The sequence below is a fragment of the Micromonospora craterilacus genome (assembly GCF_003236315.1).
GTDB classification, from domain to species: domain Bacteria; phylum Actinomycetota; class Actinomycetes; order Mycobacteriales; family Micromonosporaceae; genus Micromonospora; species Micromonospora craterilacus.
On record NZ_POTY01000123.1, the window covers coordinates 1 to 20,278 of the forward strand.

Annotated in this window: 25 protein-coding genes; 9 read left to right on the forward strand and 16 right to left on the reverse strand. The window is 72.1% G+C overall.

The features are described from left to right. Positions 1–189: 189 nt before the first annotated feature. The gene (locus C1I95_RS37330) at positions 190–354 is read left to right on the forward strand and encodes a hypothetical protein (RefSeq protein ID WP_438941325.1); all 165 of its coding nucleotides are present in this window, start codon (positions 190–192) and stop codon (positions 352–354) included. Position 355: 1 nt separating this feature from the next. Here C1I95_RS37330 and C1I95_RS19290 read toward each other — a convergent pair whose 3' ends face one another. Further along, positions 356–841: a DUF2231 domain-containing protein gene (locus C1I95_RS19290; RefSeq protein WP_111215216.1), complete on the reverse strand. Its 486-nt coding sequence runs from the start codon at positions 839–841 to the stop codon at positions 356–358. Positions 842–1,031: 190 nt separating this feature from the next. Between C1I95_RS19290 and C1I95_RS19295 the strand changes: the two genes are divergently transcribed. Together C1I95_RS19295 and C1I95_RS19300 are read left to right on the forward strand one after the other, a co-directional pair. After that, the gene (locus C1I95_RS19295; RefSeq protein ID WP_111215217.1) at positions 1,032–1,460 is read left to right on the forward strand and encodes a Fur family transcriptional regulator; all 429 of its coding nucleotides are present in this window, start codon (positions 1,032–1,034) and stop codon (positions 1,458–1,460) included. Positions 1,461–1,507: 47 nt separating this feature from the next. Further along, the gene (locus C1I95_RS19300) at positions 1,508–2,368 is read left to right on the forward strand and encodes an oxygenase MpaB family protein (protein ID WP_111215218.1); all 861 of its coding nucleotides are present in this window, start codon (positions 1,508–1,510) and stop codon (positions 2,366–2,368) included. Positions 2,369–2,563: 195 nt separating this feature from the next. Here C1I95_RS19300 and C1I95_RS19305 read toward each other — a convergent pair whose 3' ends face one another. The 11 genes from C1I95_RS19305 to C1I95_RS19350 all read right to left on the reverse strand — a co-directional run bounded on the left by C1I95_RS19305 (position 2,564) and on the right by C1I95_RS19350 (position 11,382). Further along, positions 2,564–3,406, reverse strand: a complete 843-nt coding sequence (locus C1I95_RS19305; protein WP_438941326.1) for a RecB family exonuclease — start codon at positions 3,404–3,406, stop codon at positions 2,564–2,566. Positions 3,407–3,543: 137 nt separating this feature from the next. After that, positions 3,544–4,158: a MarC family protein gene (locus C1I95_RS19310; RefSeq protein WP_111215220.1), complete on the reverse strand. Its 615-nt coding sequence runs from the start codon at positions 4,156–4,158 to the stop codon at positions 3,544–3,546. 40 nt (positions 4,159–4,198) lie between these two features. Continuing rightward, positions 4,199–5,059 carry a PHP domain-containing protein gene (locus C1I95_RS19315; RefSeq protein WP_111215221.1) on the reverse strand — a complete coding sequence of 287 codons (861 nt, stop codon included), beginning with the start codon at positions 5,057–5,059 and terminating at the stop codon, positions 4,199–4,201. Positions 5,060–5,083: 24 nt separating this feature from the next. Then, complete coding sequence (locus tag C1I95_RS19320; RefSeq protein ID WP_111215222.1) at positions 5,084–6,289, reverse strand: hypothetical protein; 1,206 nt, start codon at positions 6,287–6,289, stop codon at positions 5,084–5,086. A 56-nt stretch (positions 6,290–6,345) separates the two neighbouring features. Beyond that, on the reverse strand, positions 6,346–7,089 hold the full coding sequence (locus C1I95_RS19325; RefSeq protein WP_233513754.1) for a SigE family RNA polymerase sigma factor: 744 nt from the start codon (positions 7,087–7,089) through the stop codon (positions 6,346–6,348). Between the two features lie 102 nt (positions 7,090–7,191). After that, positions 7,192–8,070, reverse strand: a complete 879-nt coding sequence (locus C1I95_RS19330) for a PH domain-containing protein (RefSeq protein WP_111215223.1) — start codon at positions 8,068–8,070, stop codon at positions 7,192–7,194. 6 nt (positions 8,071–8,076) lie between these two features. Beyond that, positions 8,077–8,235 (reverse strand): hypothetical protein, encoded by a 159-nt coding sequence (locus C1I95_RS35835; protein ID WP_007455302.1) that lies wholly within the window; start codon positions 8,233–8,235, stop codon positions 8,077–8,079. A 116-nt stretch (positions 8,236–8,351) separates the two neighbouring features. Further along, on the reverse strand, positions 8,352–9,068 hold the full coding sequence (locus C1I95_RS19335; RefSeq protein WP_325048846.1) for a DUF6758 family protein: 717 nt from the start codon (positions 9,066–9,068) through the stop codon (positions 8,352–8,354). Between the two features lie 54 nt (positions 9,069–9,122). Continuing rightward, on the reverse strand, positions 9,123–9,746 hold the full coding sequence (locus tag C1I95_RS19340) for a TrmH family RNA methyltransferase (RefSeq protein ID WP_111215234.1): 624 nt from the start codon (positions 9,744–9,746) through the stop codon (positions 9,123–9,125). Between the two features lie 186 nt (positions 9,747–9,932). Continuing rightward, the gene (locus tag C1I95_RS19345; protein ID WP_111215225.1) at positions 9,933–10,439 is read right to left on the reverse strand and encodes a hypothetical protein; all 507 of its coding nucleotides are present in this window, start codon (positions 10,437–10,439) and stop codon (positions 9,933–9,935) included. A gap of 427 nt (positions 10,440–10,866) precedes the next feature. Further along, positions 10,867–11,382 (reverse strand): MaoC family dehydratase, encoded by a 516-nt coding sequence (locus C1I95_RS19350; RefSeq protein ID WP_111215226.1) that lies wholly within the window; start codon positions 11,380–11,382, stop codon positions 10,867–10,869. Positions 11,383–11,990: 608 nt separating this feature from the next. Here C1I95_RS19350 and trxA point away from each other — a divergent pair. After that, the gene (gene trxA / locus C1I95_RS19355) at positions 11,991–12,353 is read left to right on the forward strand and encodes a thioredoxin (protein WP_111215227.1); all 363 of its coding nucleotides are present in this window, start codon (positions 11,991–11,993) and stop codon (positions 12,351–12,353) included. A gap of 131 nt (positions 12,354–12,484) precedes the next feature. Here the strand turns inward: trxA and C1I95_RS19360 are convergent, their stop codons facing one another. Next, on the reverse strand, positions 12,485–12,889 hold the full coding sequence (locus C1I95_RS19360; protein ID WP_111215228.1) for a thiol-disulfide oxidoreductase DCC family protein: 405 nt from the start codon (positions 12,887–12,889) through the stop codon (positions 12,485–12,487). Between the two features lie 81 nt (positions 12,890–12,970). On the opposite strand from C1I95_RS19360, the gene C1I95_RS19365 reads away from it, so the two are divergent. Together C1I95_RS19365 and C1I95_RS19370 are read left to right on the forward strand one after the other, a co-directional pair. Further along, positions 12,971–14,014: an Rv2578c family radical SAM protein gene (locus tag C1I95_RS19365; protein ID WP_111215235.1), complete on the forward strand. Its 1,044-nt coding sequence runs from the start codon at positions 12,971–12,973 to the stop codon at positions 14,012–14,014. A gap of 116 nt (positions 14,015–14,130) precedes the next feature. Further along, a complete protein-coding gene (locus tag C1I95_RS19370) occupies positions 14,131–14,538 on the forward strand; it encodes a CoA-binding protein (protein ID WP_111215229.1) in 408 nt (135 codons plus the stop codon). Between the two features lie 63 nt (positions 14,539–14,601). On the opposite strand, the gene C1I95_RS19375 is transcribed toward C1I95_RS19370, so the two are convergent. Then, positions 14,602–15,798 carry an acyl-CoA dehydrogenase family protein gene (locus tag C1I95_RS19375; RefSeq protein WP_111215230.1) on the reverse strand — a complete coding sequence of 399 codons (1,197 nt, stop codon included), beginning with the start codon at positions 15,796–15,798 and terminating at the stop codon, positions 14,602–14,604. Between the two features lie 210 nt (positions 15,799–16,008). Between C1I95_RS19375 and C1I95_RS19380 the strand changes: the two genes are divergently transcribed. Beyond that, positions 16,009–16,560 carry a DUF4190 domain-containing protein gene (locus C1I95_RS19380; protein WP_111215231.1) on the forward strand — a complete coding sequence of 184 codons (552 nt, stop codon included), beginning with the start codon at positions 16,009–16,011 and terminating at the stop codon, positions 16,558–16,560. 39 nt (positions 16,561–16,599) lie between these two features. Here the strand turns inward: C1I95_RS19380 and C1I95_RS19385 are convergent, their stop codons facing one another. After that, entirely contained in the window at positions 16,600–17,505 is a 906-nt protein-coding gene (locus C1I95_RS19385; protein WP_111215232.1) for an SDR family NAD(P)-dependent oxidoreductase, read from the reverse strand. Between the two features lie 121 nt (positions 17,506–17,626). On the opposite strand from C1I95_RS19385, the gene C1I95_RS19390 reads away from it, so the two are divergent. Next, a complete protein-coding gene (locus tag C1I95_RS19390) occupies positions 17,627–18,178 on the forward strand; it encodes a DUF4190 domain-containing protein (RefSeq protein ID WP_111215236.1) in 552 nt (183 codons plus the stop codon). Positions 18,179–18,233: 55 nt separating this feature from the next. Here the strand turns inward: C1I95_RS19390 and C1I95_RS19395 are convergent, their stop codons facing one another. Further along, the gene (locus C1I95_RS19395) at positions 18,234–19,190 is read right to left on the reverse strand and encodes an HpcH/HpaI aldolase/citrate lyase family protein (RefSeq protein WP_111215237.1); all 957 of its coding nucleotides are present in this window, start codon (positions 19,188–19,190) and stop codon (positions 18,234–18,236) included. A 115-nt stretch (positions 19,191–19,305) separates the two neighbouring features. Between C1I95_RS19395 and C1I95_RS19400 the strand changes: the two genes are divergently transcribed. After that, positions 19,306–20,130: an SDR family NAD(P)-dependent oxidoreductase gene (locus C1I95_RS19400; protein ID WP_111215233.1), complete on the forward strand. Its 825-nt coding sequence runs from the start codon at positions 19,306–19,308 to the stop codon at positions 20,128–20,130. Positions 20,131–20,278: the final 148 nt, after the last annotated feature.

Below are 20,278 nucleotides of genomic sequence, written 5' to 3' on the forward strand. Positions count from 1 at the left end.
GGCCCGACCGACACAAACGGCCCGACCGACACAAACAGCCCGACGGGCACAAGCAGCCCGGCCGGCACAAACAACCCGACGGGCCCGACCGGCACAAACGGCCCGACGGGCGCGGCGGGTCCGGCAGGTGCCCCCGGTTACACCGGGCCGCCGCCCACCACGGCGCCGCCCGCCGGATGGCGGCCACCAGTGCACCTGCGGCCGGCACCGCCACGGCGACTGCCGCCGCAGGACATGGTCGCGTTGGACGCGCAGGAACAACGGGCGCAGCGGGTGACCTGGAGCGTCGGAGCGGTCGCCGCCGCCGTACTGCTGGTCCTGGTCTGTCTGCTCTGCACCCGGGCGTTGTTCTGACCTAGTCGAAGGTGGTGCCCCAGACCATCTCGGAGCCCGAGTGACCGGTGAGCCAGACGTAGACGAGGGCGGCCACCCCCAGTCCCACCACCACGACCGACAGCACCGGGGACACCCAGCGGGGCAGCTTCGGCACCCGGGCGTGGCCGCTGTTCGCCACCAGCAGCAGGATGACCGCCAGGGCAAGCCCCACCGTGAAGCGGAACAGGACGTCGCCGTACTCGGCGTGTTGGTTGATCTTCTCCAGGATCTCGCCGGAGAAGCCCCGCGCGATCTGCCGCTGCTGGAGCGCCTCGCCGGATTGCACACCGACGAACGCCGTGATCGGCGCGATCACCGCCAGAATCGCCACCGCCCAGTCCAGCCGGGACCGGAACCGCGGCAGCGCGATGTACGCGAGGGCGAGCAACACCAGCAGCGGTACGAATACCACGACCGCGTGCACGACCAGCACGTGCACGGGCAGGCCCAGCACCTTCTCGAACATCGGACACCTCCGGCGGTAGGTGAGCGCGGGGATGCCAGCGTACGGCGCGCCGGTTCCCCCGCCCAGGTCTCTCCTGTTCACACGTGGGATTGATCGGCGGGGTTCAGCGACCCGGCACCCTGATCGACCTGGCGGTGGCCGCGCCGACCAGGCGGTTGTCGTGCCGGGGCGGCCGTGCTGTCATTGACGCATGTCCGGTGGCGAGGAACTGCTCCGGTCGAGGGGCCTGCGGGTCACCCGACCGCGCCTCGCCGTGCTCGACGTCCTGGCCGACGGCGGCCACCTAGAGGTCGACGAGATCACCCGACGGGTGCGGAAGCGGCTCGACTCCGTCTCCACCCAGGCGGTCTACGACGTGCTGGGCGCGCTCTCCCGGGCCGGGCTGTCCCGCCGGATCGAACCGGCCGGCAGCCCCGCCCGCTACGAGGCCCGCGTCGGCGACAACCACCATCACGTGGTGTGCCGGGGCTGCGGCGAGATCGCCGACATCGACTGTGCCGTCGGCAGCGCCCCCTGCCTCGACCCGGACACCGCCCACGGCTTCCAGGTCGACGAGGCGGAAGTGACCTTCTGGGGGCTCTGCCCCGCCTGTCAGGCTCGCCGCTCCGCCGACGACTGACGACCGGCCCCGGCCGCCCACCGCCCGGCGCGTGGCACGCTTGGTTGGTGGACTCCGTTGACGTCGGCCTGTTCGGTCCCGGTTCGGTCACCTGGAAGCTGCACGCGGAGCCGATCCTCTTCGTCGCCGGGCTGCGCTCGCTCTACCTCCAGGCGCTGCACCCGCGGGCGGTGGCCGGGGTGGCGCAGAACAGCAACTACCGCCGGGACGCCTGGGGACGCCTGATCCGCACCGCCAACTACGTGGGGACCACCGTCTACGGCACCACCGCCGAGGCGGAGGAGGCCGGTCTGCGGCTGCGCCGGCGGCACGCCCGGATGACGGCGGTCGACCCGGCCACCGGCGAGCGGTTCCGGATCGACGAACCGGAGCTGCTGTGCTGGGTGCACGTCACCGAGGTGGAGTCGTTCCTCGACACCGCCCGCCGGGCCGGTGTGCCGCTGGACGCCGCCGAGGTGGACGGCTACTACACCGAGCAGCGCCGGGCCGCCGCCCTGGTCGGGCTGGACCCGGAGACGGTCCCCGGCACCGCCAGCGAGGTGGCCGAGTACTACCGGCGGGTCCGGCCCGAGCTGCGGATGACCCGGGAGGCCGCCGAGACCGCCCTGTTCCTGACCACCCCGCCGTTGCCGTGGCAGCTCAGCCTGCCCGCCCGGGTCGGGCTCAACCTCGGCCCGCCCAGGTGGGCGTACCTGGGGATCGCCGGCACCGCGCTGGCGCTGCTGCCGGCCTGGGCGCGGCGGCTCTATGGCGGGCTGGGCCTGCCGACCACCGACCTCTCGGCGGATGTGACCGTACGCGCGCTGCGACTCGCCCTCACCGCGTTGCCGCGCGACTGGCGGGAGGGCCCGATGCGGCGGGCGGCCGAGGAACGCGCCGCCCGACTGGCCGCCACCATCACCGACTGAGTGGCCGACGCGGCGCGGGCCTGAGAAGGCGTGGCCCGGTTGCCGCCACCTCGGCCACCGTCAGCGCCACGATCCGCTCGCCGCGCTGCACCCCGGGCGGCCCGCACCGGGCCGGCTCGGCTGACGGCGGGCCGAACTGCCGGTCACGGCGCGGTCGGTGGGTGTGCGGCGGGACGAGGTCACCCGCGACCGTCGTCAGCCCTGCTCGACCTGGGGTTCGGTGGGGCGTTCCACGGCGGCCCACGGCTCCTTGCCGGGCAGCGCGGCGCCGGTCGGGCAGGTGCGTCGGTAGTCGCACCAGCCACAGCGCGGGCCGGGCGTGGTCGGGAAGGCGTCGTCCGGATCGCCGCCCTCGGCGACCGTGCGCTCGGCCGCCATGATGTCGCGGGCGGTCTCCTCGGCCCGAGTCACCTGCCGCGCCAGCGACTCGACCGTGTGCTCGTGCGCGGCGACCGTGCCGCTGGGCAGGTGATGCAGCTCGACCCGGCGGCACGGCCGGCGGAACACCCGCTCGGCCGCGTACGCATAGAGCGCCAACGCCTGCGAACCTCGCGCGTCGTCGGTGTCCAGCCCGGTGCGGCCGGTCTTGTAGTCGACGATGACCAGCTCGGGGCCCTGCTCACCGGGCCGGGAGTCGATCCGGTCGGCGCGGCCGTTGAACGCCAGCACCCCGGTCTTCACCGCAACCACCCGCTCCACGCCGAGCGGTTCGTCGGCCGGATCCAGCCCGCCGACATACGCCTCGAGCCAGCCCAGGGCACGCCGGTAGGCGTCGCGCTCCTGCTCGTCGTCGCGGTAGCCGTCGCGTACCCAGGTGCCCTTGAGCAGGGTGGGCAGCACCTCGGGGCGGCGCCGGTCGGTGGGCAACGCATACCAGTTCTTCAGGGCGGTGTGCACGCTGGCGCCGAGCGAGTTGTGCGCCCACGGCGGGCCCTTCGACGGCGCGGGACGGTCGACGTAGGAGTAGCGGTAGCGCCGTGGACAGTCGGCGTACGCACCCAGCTTGCTCGGTGTGCAGACGAACAGCCGCTCCGGCATGCCCTCGAAGCCGAGTTGCTCGGGCTGCGCGTCACGTGGCCGGGGCGCACGGCCACCGGCGGCGGGTCGTCCGGCTGGGGAGGCTCGTCGCACGTCTGCGATCCTGCCATCCACCCCCGACAGTCCCGCCGGCCCGGTCAGCCGGCAGCGGTGAAGTCGGCCACGAAGGCGAAGATCGCGTCCGCGATGAGCTGCACGGCGATCGCGGCCAGCAGCAGTCCGGCGATCCGGGTGAGCACCTCGATCCCGCCGGGACGCAGGATCTTGACGATTCCGCCGGAGAAGCGCAGCACGATCCAGACCGCCAGCATCACCGCGACGATCGCGGCGGCGATGGCGGTGTAGTCCGCCGCCCGGTCCGCCTGCTGGACGAAGAGCATGGTCGCCACGATCGCACCGGGCCCGGCCAGCAGCGGGGTGCCCAGCGGCACCAGGGCGATGTTGGAGGTGGCCTGCTTGCTCGGATCGTCGGCCTTGCCGGTCAGCAGCTCCAGCGCGACCAGCACGAGCAGCAGCCCGCCGGCCGCCTGCAACGCCGGCAGATCGACGTGCAGGTAGGCGAGCAGCGTCTGACCCGCCACCGCGAAGACCACGATCACGCCGAGCGCCAGCGCGACCGCCTGCCAGGCGGCCCGGTTGCGTTCCCGGGCGGCCAGCGGGCCGGTCAACGCGAGGAAGATGGGCATCATGCCCGGCGGGTCGGTGATCACCAGCAGGGTCACGAAGACCTCGCCGAAGAGCTTGAGATCCACCCGGTCACCGTAGCCGTGCCCGACGGGACGGAAAACCAGGTCAGCCCGAAGCGACCTCGGTCACTCCGGACGAGGATGCGACGATCCGCTCGTACGCCTCAGGCCCGGTGGTGAAGGCGCCCAGCCGGACCGTCTTGTGGCTGCCGTGGAAGTCCGACGAGCCGGTCACCAGCAGGCCCAGTTCGGCCGCGAGCCCGTGCACGTGCGCCCGCTCGGCGGGCGAGTGGTCCTCGTGGTCGGCCTCCAGGCCGGCCAGGCCGGCCGCCGCCAGTTCGGCGATCAGCGTGTCCGGTGCGATCCGGCCGCGCCGGGTGGCCCGAGGATGCGCGAACACCGGCACGCCACCGGCCGCCCGGACCAGCCGGACGGCCGCAAAGACGTCGATGTCCTCCTTGGGCAGCCGGTACCGCTCCCCCAACCAGTCCGGCCCGAACGCCTCGGTGGTGGTGGCCACCAGGCCGGCCCGGATCAGCGCCTGCGCGATGTGCGGCCGGCCGACCGTCCCGCCGCTCGCCCCGGCCAGGATCTCCGGCCAGCTCACGTCGATGCCGTCGGCCCGCAACAGCGCCACGATCCGCTCACCACGCTCCGCCCGGGCGGCCCGTACCCGGGCCAGCTCGGCGACCAGCTCCGGGTGGTCCGGGTCGAAGAGGTACGCCAGCAGGTGCAGCGGCAACGGCGGCTGCTCGCCGTACCAGCGGCAGGACAGCTCCGCCCCACGGACCAGGCGCAGCCCGGGCGGCAGCGCCCGCAGCGCCGGCTCCCAGCCGGCAGTGGTGTCGTGGTCGGTGATCGCCACGACGTCCAGCCCGGCCCCGGCGGCGGCGTGGACCAGTTCCCCGGGGCCGAGCGTGCCGTCGCTGGCCGTGGAGTGGGTGTGCAGGTCGATCCGGGGGGTCATCGCCCGACGCTACCGGGTACCCGGTCAGCCGCCGCTCACCACCACGGGGCTTTCTCCCGGCTTGAGGCCGGGGACGGCGACCGGTGCGGCGGGGCGGCTGATGCGGATCCGGTCGACGTCCACCCGGACCAGGCCGCCGGCGGTGTCGGCGTAGTACGCCGTGCCCAGGGCGTTCCAGACCACCGTGCCGGTCATCGTCGGCCCGGCCACCTGCGGAACGGCGGACGAGCCGAGCCCCGCCAGGTCGACCAGCAGCGCCGCGTCCTGCCCCTTGGACTGCCCGTTGACCAGCAGCCAGCGCCCGTCCGGCGACACCGCGCCCGGGCCGTCGCCGCCCAGCTCCGGCCCGCACTCCGGGCCGGCCGGAGCAAGGTCCTGGGTCGGGTCGAGCAGCGCCAGGCAGGCGCGTCGCGGTGTGCCGGTGGCGACCTCGCCGACCAGACGCCCGTCGGGCAGTGCGCCGAAGACGCGCGTGCTGGACCGGTCGGTGCCCGGGTCGAGCGGGCCGGGGCGGCGCTGCCACAGCACGTGCCCGGGTCGGTCGGGCGCGAGCCGCACCAGGACGGCGCCGTCGACGAACCGCAGCGGCACGGCCTCGGCCGGAGCGTCGGCGCGTACGGTGCCGGTCAACTCGCCGTTGGCGATCCCGGCGGCGGCGAGCATGGCGCCCTGCTTCCAGGCGACCTGCTGGCCGTGCTGGTCGAGGACGATCTCGTCCGCACCGGCCAGCAGCACCTGCGCCGCGCCGTTCGGCGTCACCGCCCACAGGAAGCGACCGCTCGGGGTGGGTGTCCCGATGGCCAACCAGCCGCGACCGTCGGCGAGGCGGTGTGCACGTTCCACACCGCCGGCGCCGAGGACGCTCACCCGCCGGCCCTGCGCGGTGGCAATCGTCTCGCCCAGCACCAGGTCGACCTCGGCCAGCGGGGTTTCGGTGTCCGGACCGGTCGGCGGCGCGACGGTCGTCCAGGCCGCGTCCGGCACCGGATCCGGCTCGCCGACCACCACGGAGTTGCTCGGCGGCGGGTCGTCGCCGAGTTGCATCGCCCCCGCGCTGACCCCCACGATCGCCACCGCGACCAGGCTCATCCCGGCCAGGGCACGGCGACGCTGGATGCGGTTCGCCCGCCGGATCACCGCGCCCGCCGGATCGTCGGCGGGCGCCCGGGACGCCGCCGTCCGCCGGGAGAACGCCTCCCGGACGGCACGTTCCAGCTCGCTCTGCGACACGTTCAATGGACGATTCGGAGTCCCGCTCGGGTTGTCACGACCTCCGGAAACAGCGTTCACCGGTGTTCTCCCACCAGGGCCGCGTCCGGCTGCGGAGCGACTGCTGGCGGCTGCTCGGGCCGGTCGGCCGGCCCGTCCTGGGACGCGCCGTCGTGCCACCCGGCAGGGGGCGTGCCGCCGGCCCGCCCGCCGAGGGCCGGTCGGGGGCGGCCGGGCGTCGGCGCGCCGCCGGCCGAGGGCCGCCCGCCACGCCGGGTCGCCGGCGGTCCGGTTGCCACGGCCTCCGCGCCGGGCAGCGCGAACGCCTCGTCCGCGCCGAGCCGCCGCCGCAGGGTGGTCAGGGCTCGCGAGGTCTGGCTCTTGACCGTGCCCGGCGAGATGTCGAGAAGGGCGGCGGTCTGCGCCTCCGACATGTCCTCGTAGTAGCGCAGGACCAGCACCGCGCGCTGCCGGGCGGGCAGGGCGCGCAGGTGCCGCCAGAGCACGTCACGGTCCAGTTGCTGCTCGATCTCGTCGGCGGCGGCGCGCTCGGGCAGCGTTTCCGTCGGGCGCTCGCCGTGCCAGCGGCGCCGCCACCAGCTCGTCGAGGTGTTGACCATGACACGGCGGGCGTACGGCTCGATCGCCTCGATCCCGCCGAGGCGCTTCCAGGCCAGGTACGTCTTGGTCAGCGCGGTCTGGAGCAGGTCCTCTGCGGTGCCCCAGTCGCCGGTGAGCAGGTACGCGGTCCGCAGCAGGGCGCCGGAACGAGCCGTTACGAAGTCACGGAACTCCTCTTCCAGCGGGTTGCTGCTCGCCACGCTGCACCTCCGTTCCTGATCCTGCCCGGCAGCCTGCCATGGCCGGACCAGCGGGTCGAGGGCGAAAGGTGCGCACTGACTCCGATGTTCGGTCGAAAAGTTTCAGGCCCCGTCGTCGGCCTTGGCCTCGTCCTGCTCCTTGCCCAGCCGCGCCTCGACCGCCTGCGGCTCGTACATCTCCTCGACGACACGCAGGTAGAGCTCGTTGGGGTTGGGCAGGTTCTTGACCTCGCGGAGCGCCTGCTCCTGCCCGGCCGACTCCAGCACGAAGGTGCCGTAGTTGAGGGCCCGGCCGGCTGGCGATTGTTCGTACTTCATGTCGGTGACCCGGACCAGGGGCATCATCGCGACGCGCCGGGTGATGATGCCGTTGACGACCATGACCCGTTTGTTGGTCAGGATGAACCGGTCGTACCACCAGTCGGCGACCCGCCAGGCCACCCAGCCCATCACCGCGAACCAGAGCAGGACCGCGACCGTGGTGAGCGCGCCGACGTTCTGCCCGGCCAGGAAGCCGGAGAGGTAGCCGAGCACGAAGGTGGCGGCGACGCCGATGATTATCGGCGTGACGAGGTGGATCCAGTGCCGCTTCCACTCGCCCCGGTAGCGCTCGGTCGGGAAGAGGTAGCGCGCGACCAGCGTGCTTGGCTCGTCCTCCAGCGGCAGGACCCGCCGCGGCGTCATGCCGCTGGCGTCGGCACGCAGCCCGGCCAGTTCCTCCTCGGAGATCTGCGGCGGCGGCTGGTAGCCGCCCTCGGGGTCGCGCACCCAGGCCCGCCCCGACCGGCCCTCACCGGCATAGCCCGGGCCGTCGCCGTAACCGGCGTCGTCGGAGAAGGCGGGGCCGTCGGAGAGGTTGGCTCCGGAGCCGTAACCCGGGCCGTCGTCGGGGTCGATCCGGGGGATCGGCTCGGTGTCACGCTCCCGGCGGGCCCGGTCGGGATCGTCGGGGTCGAAGGGTGGGCCGGAGGGGCTTCCCATCGGAGGCTAGGCGACCAGGCTCGTGAAGAAGTCGCCGAAGCCCTGGGCGATGTCCATGATGCCGCCGCCCAGCGACTTGAACACGTCCGCGGCGGAGTTCGGCCGGTAGGCGACGAAGAAGATCAAGAATGCGATTCCGGCCCAGGTGAGGACCTTCTTGACCATGGCGGGCCATCCTCTCGCGCGGCGCCGGGTCCCATTACCGCAGCGGCACCCAGAGTATCAGCGTGGTGTCTTACCGTGAATATCTGCGTCCGTTCTCCGACATTCCGGGAGGGTTGTCAAGCCCTCCCGTGCAGGTACGGAGACGGTGCGCCGTACACGAGCTCGGGCGGCGTCCACTCGACCAGGTCGTGCAGAACCACGTCCTCCGCGAGCAGATGCCCCGCGCTCGCCGGCCAGGCTATCGCATACAGCCACATTCCCCGAGCCTCGCCGGCGTACGCGCTTCGATCCGTCCGCGAACTCACCAACCACAGTGGAGTGGGGTGGCCGGCCACCCTGATCCCCGCCCGCCCGACATGCCCGGGATGCCCCGGCCCCGGGTCGGTGAGCGCCTCAGCCAGTTCCGGCCCCGCGTCCGGGCCCGGCACCCCGGCGTATCGCGCGCCCAGGCCGACGCCCGGTTCCTCGGCCACGAAGACCAGGTCGGCGGGGCCATCACCGAGGGGCGCGGGGCCGGCACAGGCGACCGCGGTGGCACGCACCCCGAGCCGGTCGTCGCCGGCCCACGCCACGCCGGTCGCGGTCCACCCCGGCGGCAGCGGCCACGGACACCACAGCGGCACCGCCGGCCGCTGCGGCTGCCCAACGGTCTGGATGCGGTCCACCACGCTGGCCATGATCTCGGCGCCGATGTGCTCGGGCACGTGCAGCGGGGCGACCGGCCCGCAGTCGGGGCAGCGCGACTCGGCGTGCATCAGATCCGGCGGCCGTACCAACCCGCCGCACCTGGGACAACTCACCGCAACAGTCACCACTCCACCGTCACCCCGCACGGGCGAGCCGTCAAGCGGAGCGGCACCATTTGCCCTACCGGATCAGCCCCGGGGTCAGTCCGGCAGCGGCCCGGCGTGAGCCCGGATCCACGCGTGCATGGCGATCCCGCTCGCCACGCCGGCGTTGATCGACCGGGTCGAGCCGTACTGGGCGATCGAGAAGAGTTGGTCGCAGGCCGCCCGCGCGGCGTCCGACAGGCCGGGACCCTCCTGGCCGAACAGCAGGGCGCACCGCCGGGGCAACGTGGTGGTCTCCAGCGGGCGGGAGCCGGGCAGGTTGTCGATCCCGACCAGCAGCAGGTCGCGATCCACCGCCCAGGCGGCGAACTGCTCGATCGTCTCGTGATGCCGTACGTGCTGGTAGCGGTCGGTCACCATCGCGCCGCGCCGGTTCCACCGACGCCGGCCGACGATGTGCACCTCGGCGGCGAGGAAGGCGTTGGCGTTGCGGACCACCGTGCCGATGTTGAAATCGTGCTGCCAGTTCTCGATCGCCACGTGGAAGTCGTGCCGCCGCCGGTCCAGGTCGGCCACGACCGCCTCGCGCCGCCAGTACCGGTAACGGTCGACCACGTTGCGCCGATCGCCTTCGGCGAGCAGCTCCGGGTCGTAGCGGGGGTCGTCCGGCGGATCCCCGGGCCAGGGTCCCACGCCGACATCGAGCTGCTCACCGGTCACGGTCACGCAGGGTACGCCCCGCCGCCCCGGCCCCGACCGGGCGTCCGCTCGGCACGGCCGAAGGGCGGCGCTCGGCACGGCCAGAGGGCGGCGTTCGGCGCGGCCAGAGGGCGGCGTTCGGCGCGGCCAGAGGGCGGCGTTCGGCGCGGCCAGAGCCAGGCAGGAGAAGGTGGCCGGAGGGGGTGGCTAGCGTAGTCCGAGCGCGCCGCCGAGGCGGTCGAGGAGCCGGCGGTCGGCTGGGGCCAGCGCGCCGTCCGGCAGCACCGCCGGCGCCGCCCGGCAGACCCGGGCCGCGACCGACTGCACCCATTGCCGGTACGCCGCCGAGTCGGCCGGGTCGGCGCGACGGTCGAGCACCCGTACCACTGCCCGGCAGGCGGAGAGCACTTCCACCAGGTCGGTGAGTTGCGCCGCCGGTGACGGTGCCCCGTCGTGCCGGGCGTAGATCGCGGCCACCACCGCCCGGATCAGGTCGCTGTCGAAAGCCCGGCCGGCGGCCACCGCGTCCAGCCCGGCGAGGCCCGCGGCCACACCCCGCTGCGGTCGGCCCGGACCAGGCTGAGCGGCGGCCACGATCACCCGACCCGGCAGGTCGGTGAGCAGTTCCCACTCGATGACGGAGTACGGCCCAGCGGTGGTGGGCGCAGCGCGGCGTCCGGCGGCGGGCGGCTCGCCGGCAACGGAGCGGCTCATGCCGGCGCTCCACGGCGCTCGCTCATGCCGGCGCTCCGGTCTGCTCCGCGCCGACCTGCGGCACCACCGCACTGAGCTGGACGATTCGCTCGCTGCGCTCGCTCATGGCGGGACCTCCGGCGCCAGCATATGCGCCCGGGCGGCGGCCGGACCCGGTCCGCCACGAACCCGTCGCGGCGCGCCGCCGGGGCACCCATTCACCTGATGATCGTCCCCAGCCGGAAGGCCCTGCCGACGATGTCTTCCTGGATCACCCGCCGAGGCCCGACCGACGGTCAGCCCCCACCCATGAACACGCTCGATCCAGGATCGAGTGGCCTGACAGCCGCGGCGAGGCCACTCGATCCTGGATCGAGCACGATCTCGCTTGCACCGGGGGCGCGCGGGCGCCCGGCAGGGGTGTGGTCCCGGCGGGGTCGCGTACCGGTCAGCGCGGCTCGGGGAAACTGGGTCGCTCCGGATCGACGCCCTCGGGCACCGACGCCGCCGCGTACTCCCGCTTCGGGACCATCACCTTGCGCCGGAAGACGCAGACCAGCGTGCCGTCCTGGTTGTAGCCGCGGGTCTCCACGGCGACCACGCCCCGGTCGGGCTTGGAGGACGACTCGCGCTTGTCCAGCACGGTCGTCTCGCCGTAGATCGTGTCGCCGTGGAAGGTGGGGGCGACATGCCGGAGCGACTCGATCTCCAGGTTGGCGATCGCCTTGCCGCTGACGTCCGGCACCGACATGCCGAGCAGAAGGGAGTAGATGTAGTTGCCGACCACCACGTTGCGCTTGAACTGGCTCGCCGTCTCGGCGTAGTGCGCGTCCATGTGCAGTGGATGGTGGTTCATGGTGAGCAGGCAGAACAGGTGGTCGTCGTATTCGGTGACGGTCTTGCCCGGCCAGTGCCGATAGACCGCGCCGACCTCGAACTCCTCGTAGTAACGCCCGAACTGCATCCTTGTCCCCTTCGACGGACGGCGATGGAGTTCGGCACAGCATGCCTTATCGGCAGTTAAGGCGGACCTGGGGGCGCGGGCCCAGTCGAAATGTCACAGCGCCAGGAGTCGCAGCCGGAAAACGGCCGGTCAGGGCGGGCGCGACCGGCCGGAGCGAAGCCGCCGACCGAGGCCGGACGCAATGAGCGGCGGGGCCCTCCCCGGCACCCGCCGCCCACGCTCTGATGCCTCAAGATTCTGCCGGACACCTGTCCGGCTGCACAGAGACCGAGGTCACATTTACCTTTTTGTGACATTACTCAGCGTGACGGATCATCGATCCACAAGCGATCTCCGCAGGTCGAATCGGCGCTAGTCAACGTTGAAGTTACCAACCCGTAGCGCAATCCTGCGCTGATCTCCCTGGAAACGCTCCCATCACGCCTGGTTACGCAAATGCGACGTGCATTTGCGAACTGCCGACCACCGCGCGGACCGACGGTGATCGATGCGGACAAAGCCCCCAGGCCGACCACGCCCAGGGTTTCGGTGGCACCGCGGCGGGAATGCGCTGGGGTACGCACGGGTTCCACCAGAGGTAGCTGTTCCGCGTGATCGGAGAGATTCACATGGCAACCGTCGAGCTGACCACGGCTAACTTCGACCAGGTGACCGAGAGCGACGGCATCGTGCTGGTCGACTTCTGGGCCGATTGGTGCGGCCCCTGCAAGCGGTTCGCCCCGGTCTACGAGCGCTCCTCGGAGAAGCACTCCGACATCACCTTCGGCAAGGTGGACACCGAGGCTCAGCAGGACATCGCCGCCAAGTTCGACATCCGGTCCATCCCCACGATCATGGCCGTCCGCGACGGTGTGATCGTCTTCGCCCAGCCGGGCGCGCTGCCGGAGTCGGCCTTGGAGAACCTCATCGAGCAGGTGCGCGCCCTCGACATGGACGACGTACGCAAGAAGCTCGCCGAGCACAAGCACTGACGCGCCGCACGACACGGTGGCCGGGCCCGGATCGGGGCCCGGCCGCCGGCGTTTCCGACAGGTCGGCGTGGCGGCTCAGCGATGAGCCACGGTCGCGCGGGCCCACCACGGGCCGGACCGGAGCGCCGGCCTCAGCCACCCGAGGGACCGAGGCGGCGCTCCTGTTCCTCCCGAGGCAGGGAGCAGGCGGCCGTACCGCCGGGCATCCGGTGCCGGTTGCGGGCCACCCAGCGGTACGCGGGCCAGGCGGCGGCTCGTACCGGCGCGAACCGCAGCCCGGCCCCGGCGATCCGCCAGGGGAGACTGCTGCCGGCGAGCAGAGCGGCGATGGCGTCCGGACCGGCGGCGCGGGTGCCGTCGAGCCCCACCCACTGCACCGCCGCGTCGCACTCCGCCTCGGTCAAGCCGAGCCGGTCGAGGTCGGTGACCTGCCAGGGCACCACCCGGGCGTCGGTCGGGATCCGGCGGGCGATGAACTCCGCACACCGGGTGCAGAACGCGCAGTCCCCGTCGTAGACGAAGGTCGACGTCTCCATACCTCATTCTCCCTCGGCGGAGGCCGACCCACCCGGCGTACCCACTTGCCCCATCGTCGTACATGTGTTCGAATGATGGCCATGCGCTGGGACAACCTCGCCGCTCCCCCGGTGGAGGAAGTTCCCGGCCGGGCAGCGCCGGCGACGCCACCCCTGCCGCTGGCGCTGCCCGGCGCGGTCGTGCGCACCTTCGACACCCCCGGCTTCGCCGGAATGACCTTCCACGAGGTACGGGCAAAGTCGATCATCAGCAAGGTCCCCGGCGCGTCCCGCGTGCCCTTCGAGTGGACGATCAACCCGTACCGGGGATGCAGCCATGGGTGCGTTTACTGCTTTGCCCGGAACACCCACACCTATCTGGACCTCGACGCGGGGGCGGATTTCGACCGGCAGGTGATCGTGAAGGTCAACGCCGGTGAGCTGGTGCGCCGCGAGCTGGCCGCGCCGCGCTGGCGGGGCGGGCACGTCGCGATGGGCACCAATGTCGACTGCTACCAGCGGGCCGAGGGGCGTTACCGGCTGATGCCGTCGATCATCGAGGCGCTGCGTGACTTCGCCAACCCGTTCTCGATCCTGACCAAGGGCACCCTGATCCTGCGTGACCTGCCGCTGCTGCGGCAGGCGGCCCAGGTCACCCGGGTCGGCGTGTCGTTCTCGGTGGGTTTCCTCGACGAGCAGCTGTGGCGGTCGGTCGAGCCGGGCACGCCGAGCCCAAGCCGGCGACTTGCGGCGGTACGCCAGTTCACCGACGCCGGCTTCGAGGTCGGGGTGTTGATGGCACCGATCCTGCCCGGCCTCAGCGACTCCGACGAGTCCATCGAGGCCACCGTGGCGGCGATCGCCGCCGCCGGGGCGACCAGCGTGACGCCGCTGCCCCTGCACCTGCGTCCCGGCGCCCGCGAGTGGTACGCCCGCTGGCTCGCGCGGGAGTACCCCCACCTGGTCCCCCGCTACCGCGAGTTGTTCCGGTCGGGCGCCTACGCGCCGCAGTCGTACCAGCGGGAGCTGACCGCGCGGGCACGCATCGCCGCCCGCCGCCATGGTCTGTGCCGGCCAGCGGGCGATGATCACCGCCAGCAGCCGCAGCCACCGGCCCCGCCGCCCGAGCAGCTCAGTCTGATCTAGGCGGCCCCCGCCGTCCGGTTTCCCCGGTCCGGCGCGGCGTCACCCGGTCGGGTCTCCCCTGCCCGCGGTCGTGTCCTGACCGGACCGGGCCTCCGCGACGTGGCTAGAGTCGGCGGGTGCGTTCCGCTCAGCAGATCCTCGCCGACTCCGCCGTGATCGCCGTCGTGGGCGCGTCCCGCGATCCGGGCAAGGCCGCGCACCGCGTGCCAGCCGAGATGCAGCGGTACGGCTGGCGCATCATCCCGGTCAACCCGACCGCCGACGAGCTGTTCGGTGAGCCGGTGTATCGCTCCCTGGCCGACATCCCGCACCCGGTCGACCTGGTCGACGTGTTCCGCCCGGCGGAGGACGCCGTCGAGGTGGTCCGCCAGGCGGTGGCGATCGGCGCTCCGGCCGTCTGGTTGCAGTTGGGCATCGTGTCCCCGCAGGCGCGCCAGATCGCGCGGGAGGCCGGCGTCGACTACGTCGAGAACCACTGCCTCATCATCGAACGGGCCGCCGCCAACCTCACCCGGCTGGGCTGAACCGGCTGTTAAAGGGGGCCCCTGCTATACCGGAGGCGTTAAGAAGGGGCCCTTCCTTACATCTCAGAGCTTGTAATCGCGGAGCAGGCCGCGGGAGATGATGGTCTTCTGGATCTCCGAGGTGCCCTCGCCGATGAGCAGGAACGGTGCCTCCCGCATCAGCCGTTCGATCTCGTACTCCTTGGAGTAGCCGTAGCCGCCGTGGATGCGGAACGCCTCCTGGACGACCTCGGCGCAGTACTCCGAGGCGAGCAGCTTGGCCATCCCGGCCTCGACGTCGTTGCGCTGGCCGGCGTCCTTGAGCCGGGCGGCGTTGACCATCAGGGCGTGCGCCGCCTCGATCTTCGTGCCCATCTCGGCGAGCTTGAAGGCGATGGCCTGGTGCTTCGCGAGCGGCTGGCCGAAGGTCTTGCGCTGCTGGGCGTACGCGACGGCCAACTCGAAGGCGCGGATGGAGATGCCGCAGGCCCGCGCCGCGACGTTGACCCGGCCCACCTCGATGCCGTCCATCATCTGGTAGAAGCCGCGTCCCACCTGGTCGGCACCGCCGAGCACGGCGGTCTCCGGGACGGTGACGCCGTCGAGCACCATCTCGGTGGTCTCGACGCCCTTGTAGCCCATCTTGTCGATCCGGCCGGGGATGGTCAGGCCGGGCGCGGTCTCGCCGAAGCCGGGCTCCTTCTCCAGCAGGAAGGTGCTCATGTTGCCGTACACCGAGTCGGCACCGGTGTCGGTCTTGACCAGGGTGGCCACCACCGAGGAGTACGCCCCGTTGGTCAGCCACATCTTCTGGCCGTTGACGACGAAGGTGTCCCCCTCACGTACGGCCCTTGACCCGATTGCTGCAACGTCCGAACCGCAACCCGGTTCTGACATCGAGAAGGCGCCCCGGACCTCGCCGGTGGCCATCTTCGGCAGCAGGCGCGCCTTCTGCTCGGCGGAGCCGTGCTGCGAGATCAGGTACGCCACGATGAAGTGCGTGTTGACGATGCCGGAGATAGACATCCAGCCCCGGGACAGTTGCTCCACGACCAGGGCGTAGGTCAGCAGGGACTCGCCGAGGCCGCCGTACTCCTCGGCGATGGTGAGGCCGAACAGCCCCATCTCCTTCATCCCGTCGAGGATGTCGGTCGGGTACTCGTCGGCGTGTTCCAGGCGCTGCGCGTGCGGGATGATCTCCTTGTCGGCGAACTCCCGGACGGTCTCCAGGATCGACCGCTGCTCGTCGGTCAGGCCGGGCGTCTGGGCGAGTCGAGCCATCTCAGCCTCCGGGGAATCGGCGCCTTACTCAGAGGTAACTAAACGCTCGATCAGTATCGGTCGAGGGGCGGGCGCGGCCAAGGTGACCAGTCCACACAACCGCTGTGAAAAGGTTCACCGCTGCGGGTAGCGTCCCGCAATGGGGGCGTCACCCACCAACTGGGGGCGACCCGGACGGGATGCCGTACTGCGGGACGGAGGAGGAGAGCTGTGAGCCAACCGCCAGAGCCGGACCAGCCGCCGTCGCCGTACGAGCCACCGCCCGGGGGACAACCGCCGGGCGGGCAACCACCGACATACGGGCACCCGCAGGGCGAGCAACCGACCCAGGGGCAACCGCCGTACGGGCAGCCGACCTACGGGCAACCGGCGTATGGGCAGCCGCACGGCGAGCAGCCGGCGTACGGACAGCCGTCGTACGAGCATCCGGGCCAGCCGCCGCACGGCCAGCAGTGGGGGCAGCAGCCGCCGTACACCCCACAGGTGCCCTACGGGCAGTACGGTCCGCCGTCTCCCCCGGGTCGCGGTGGCGGCACCAACGTGCTGGCAATCCTGTCGCTGGTCTTCGCGTTCGTCTTCGCCCCCGCCGGCATCGCACTGGGCCACCTGGCCAAGCGCCAGCTCCGCACCAGCGGCGAGGAGGGCGACCAACTCGCCACCTGGGGCCTGATCCTCAGCTACATCTTCACCGGCATCTACCTGCTGGCCTGCTGCGGTTGGCTGGCGCTGGCGCTCTGGGCCGGCTCCGGCACCCGCACCTGAACCACGCTCAGCGCCAAGCCGCGACCGGAGTGGACACGCCTAGCGGAACTGGGCCTCCCGCACGCTGTTGCCGCCGTCGACCACCAGCATCTGGCCGGTGATGTACGACGCCGCTGGCGAGCAGAGGAACGTGATCGCCGCGGCCACCTCGTCCGGCGTGCCGGGGCGACCCACCGGCGTGCCCAGGCCCTGCTTGATCTCGGCCATTGTCGACGCGGCGGTGTAGATGGTGCCCGGGGCCACCGCGTTGACCGTGACCCCGTCCGCGATCATCTCCATCGCCAGTGCCCGGGTCAGCCCCACCACGCCGGCCTTGGCCGCCGCGTACGCCGCCTCGGTGGGCAACGCGTTGACCGGGCCGGCGGTCGCCGCCAGATTCACGATCCGTCCCCAGCCACGCTCGGCCATCCCGCCGATGAACGCCCGGCTGCACAGGAACGCCGTGGTCAGGTTCCGGTCGATCTCGCCACGCCACTCGTCGTAGCTGAGCTGGGCCACCGGGCGCAGCACCTCCGGGCTCGCCCGGCTGGCCAGGCCGGCGTTGTTGACCAGCACCTCGACGTCACCGAGTTGCTCGGCGACGGCGTCGGCCAGCGCACCGACCTCCGACTCGTCGGTGAGGTCGGCGACGAAGCCGGTCACCCCGAGCTCGCCGGCCCGCTCGTGGATGCGCCGGGTGGTCGAGACGATCGCCACCCGGGCGCCCAGGTCGGTCAGCCGCCGGGCGGTGGCGTACCCGATGCCGTCCGGACTGCCCGCGCCGGTCACCAGGGCGACCTTGCCGTCCAGCCGCAGGGTTACCGGCTCGGGCAGCGGGTCCGGTGAGTCGTGCTCGCCCGTCCCCGGCGCCGCAACGGCGCGGGGGCGCCGGGCCACACCCGGACGGCTGACGTCCCGTTTCGGTCGGTTGCCGGACCGGTCCGTCGCGCGCGCGTCAATCCCCATGCCGAGATCCTGCCCTCTGCCGTCGCCCCGGGCAACGCCGCACCCGCTGCCGGGCGCGTCGCGGTTTGGCCGGCAGTGACTACCCTGACTGCGCCACAACATCGCGACGGAAGTGAGCCTGATGACACAGCCCCCGCCGTCCGGCGGCTGGCCCGACCCCGCGTCGACCGGTCAGCCCGCCACGCAGCCGGCCGACCCGACCCTGCCGGTGAGCGCCCAGCCGTCCGTGCCGCACCAGCCCACCGGATACGACCCGTACCAGCCGGCCGACCAGTACCGGCCGGCCGACCAGTACCAGCAGGCCGACCCGTACGCCGGCATGGGGTCGGCGGCACCGCCGACTGCCGCGCCGTACCCGCCCGCCGGCTATCCGCCCCAGCCGGGCTACGGCTACCCGCCCGGGTACGGGCAGCCGCCGCGACAGACGAACTCGCTGGCCATCGTCGCCCTGGTGCTCTCGCTGATCGGTATCGGCTCGTGCATCACCGCCCCGATCGGCGCGATCATGGGGCATGTGGCGATGCGCCAGATCCGAGAGAGCGGTGAGAGCGGCGAGGGGATGGCGAAGGCGGCCATCATCGTCGGCTGGATCTTCACCGGCCTGCTCGCCCTGGTGATCATCGGCTATGCCGTCGCGATCGCCTTCGCCATCGCGAACTCGTCCACGGTCTGAACGGGACGTGCCCGCCCCGACCGAGGTCGGGGCGGGCACGCCGCAGATCGTCGGGCTATTCGGCAGGTGGCGTGAAGGTAGAGGTACGCGTCTGGCCGGCGGCCCGGCCCTTGGCCGCGATCACCAGCGCCATCTTGCGGGACGCCTCGTCGATCATCTCGTCGCCGAGCATGACCGCGCCGAGCCGGCCGCCCACCTCCGAGGTGTAGTGCTCGTACGCGTCGAGGATCAGCTCAGCGTGGTCGTAGTCGGCCTGGGCCGGTGAGTAGACCTCGTTCGCGGCGTCGATCTGCCCGGGGTGCAGCACCCACTTGCCGTCGAAGCCGAGCGCCGCCGAGCGCTTCGCCACCTCACGGAAGGCGTCCACGTCCCGGATCTGCAGGAACGGGCCGTCGATGGCCTGCTTGTCGTGCATCCGGGCGGCCATCAGGATGCGCATCAGGATGTAGTGGTACGGGTCCCCCGGGTAGTCCGGGATGAGCCCGCCGACCACCAGCGACTTCATGTTGATCGAGGCCATGAAGTCGGCCGGGCCGAAAATGATCGTCTCGACCCGGGCCGAGGCGACGGCGATGGCGTCCACGTTGACCAGGCCGGCCGCGTTCTCGATCTGCGCCTCGATGCCGATCCGGCCGACCTCGAGGCCGAGGGTCTTCTCCAACTGGGTGAGGGTCATGTCCAGCCACTGCACCTGCGCCGCGTTCTGCACCTTGGGCAGCATCACGCAGTCGAGGTTGGCGCCGGCGCCCTCGACCACGTCGATGACGTCCCGGTAGGTCCATGGCGTGGTCAGGTCGTTGACCCGGACCACCCGGGTCTTGCCCACCCAGTCGCCCTCGTTGAGCGCGGCCACGATGTTCTTCCGGGCGTCCGGCTTGGCCAGCGGCGCGACCGCGTCCTCCAGGTCCAGGAAGACCTGGTCGGCCGGCAGGCCCTGGGCCTTGCCGAGCATCTTGACGCTGGAGCCGGGCACGGCCAGGCAGGACCGGCGGGGGCGCCCAACAACGGCCATCGACTGCGCTCCTTCCGGGTGCGGCGGACGGGCCGCCGCCACCTGCGACTTAACGATCCCAAAGGTGTTTGTGACGCCACGGTAACCTCGTCCCGTGACCGGGGTGAATGGACCTGTGGAAGATCTCACTGGCCGTCGACTGGTGGTGGTGACGGGCGCCAGCTCCGGCATCGGGCTGGCCGCCGCGACCGACCTGGCGCGCCGTGGTGACCAGCTGGTACTGGTCGGCCGCGACCCGTCCCGGCTGCGCTCAGCGGCCGACGAGGTACGCGAGGCGTCCGGGGAGCGGCCCGAGGTGTTCCGCGCCGACTTCGCCGTACTCGACGATGTCCGACAGTTGGCTGAGCAGCTGCGTGCCGCGTACGACCGGATCGACGTGCTGGCCAACAACGCCGGCGCGATCGTGCTCCAGCCGGTCACCACGGTCGACGGCTTCGAATTGTCCATCCAGGCCAACCACCTGGCCCCGTTCCTGCTGAGCAACCTGCTCGCCGACCGGATCCGCCGGATGGTGGTGACCGCCTCGGGCGCGCACCGCAGCGGCGTGCTTGACCCGGACGACCTCAACGCACCGCTGCGCCACTACCGCCCGATGGCCGCGTACGGCACCAGCAAGCAGGCGAACATCCTGTTCACCGCCGAGGCGGCGCGCCGGTGGCCGGCCGTCGACTCGTACTCCTTCCATCCCGGCGTGGTGCGGACCCGGTTCGGCAACGAGAGCCGGCTGGTCGCCGTGGGCATGCGCCTGCTGCCGCTGCGCGGCCCGGTCAAGGGCGCGCAGACGCTGGTGTGGCTGGCCAATCAGGACCGGTCCCGGCTGATCGGCGGCGGTTACTACTTCGACTGCCGGCCCCGCCGCCCGCTACCCAAGGCGGCCGACCCCCAGCTCGCGACCCGGCTCTGGACGGCCAGCGCCACTGCGGTCGGCATCGCCGGCTGATCCAGCGGACGCATCAGACAGGACCGCGCTGCGGCTGCGCACCGGCTGATGTCTCCACGACCCCTTTGCTCTCCTTCAACGGACGCACCGGTTTCGGCCGGTAACCAGTGCGCGGGTTGAAGCAGAGCAAAGGGGGCGGGAGGAGGGG

What these genes read in the sequence shown, in the direction of transcription:
- C1I95_RS19290 (WP_111215216.1), bottom strand. Translation starts at nt 841, where the DNA reads ATGTTCGAGAAGGTGCTGGGCCTGCCCGTGCACGTGCTGGTCGTGCAC.
- C1I95_RS19295 (WP_111215217.1), top strand. Translation starts at nt 1,032, where the DNA reads ATGTCCGGTGGCGAGGAACTGCTCCGGTCGAGGGGCCTGCGGGTCACC.
- C1I95_RS19305 (WP_438941326.1), bottom strand. Translation starts at nt 3,406, where the DNA reads ATGCCGGAGCGGCTGTTCGTCTGCACACCGAGCAAGCTGGGTGCGTAC.
- C1I95_RS19315 (WP_111215221.1), bottom strand. Translation starts at nt 5,059, where the DNA reads ATGACCCCCCGGATCGACCTGCACACCCACTCCACGGCCAGCGACGGC.
- C1I95_RS19330 (WP_111215223.1), bottom strand. Translation starts at nt 8,070, where the DNA reads ATGGGAAGCCCCTCCGGCCCACCCTTCGACCCCGACGATCCCGACCGG.
- C1I95_RS35835 (WP_007455302.1), bottom strand. Translation starts at nt 8,235, where the DNA reads ATGGTCAAGAAGGTCCTCACCTGGGCCGGAATCGCATTCTTGATCTTC.
- C1I95_RS19345 (WP_111215225.1), bottom strand. Translation starts at nt 10,439, where the DNA reads ATGAGCCGCTCCGTTGCCGGCGAGCCGCCCGCCGCCGGACGCCGCGCT.
- C1I95_RS19350 (WP_111215226.1), bottom strand. Translation starts at nt 11,382, where the DNA reads ATGCAGTTCGGGCGTTACTACGAGGAGTTCGAGGTCGGCGCGGTCTAT.
- trxA (WP_111215227.1), top strand. Translation starts at nt 11,991, where the DNA reads ATGGCAACCGTCGAGCTGACCACGGCTAACTTCGACCAGGTGACCGAG.
- C1I95_RS19360 (WP_111215228.1), bottom strand. Translation starts at nt 12,889, where the DNA reads ATGGAGACGTCGACCTTCGTCTACGACGGGGACTGCGCGTTCTGCACC.
- C1I95_RS19365 (WP_111215235.1), top strand. Translation starts at nt 12,971, where the DNA reads ATGCGCTGGGACAACCTCGCCGCTCCCCCGGTGGAGGAAGTTCCCGGC.
- C1I95_RS19375 (WP_111215230.1), bottom strand. Translation starts at nt 15,798, where the DNA reads ATGGCTCGACTCGCCCAGACGCCCGGCCTGACCGACGAGCAGCGGTCG.
- C1I95_RS19385 (WP_111215232.1), bottom strand. Translation starts at nt 17,505, where the DNA reads ATGGGGATTGACGCGCGCGCGACGGACCGGTCCGGCAACCGACCGAAA.
- C1I95_RS19390 (WP_111215236.1), top strand. Translation starts at nt 17,627, where the DNA reads ATGACACAGCCCCCGCCGTCCGGCGGCTGGCCCGACCCCGCGTCGACC.
- C1I95_RS19395 (WP_111215237.1), bottom strand. Translation starts at nt 19,190, where the DNA reads ATGGCCGTTGTTGGGCGCCCCCGCCGGTCCTGCCTGGCCGTGCCCGGC.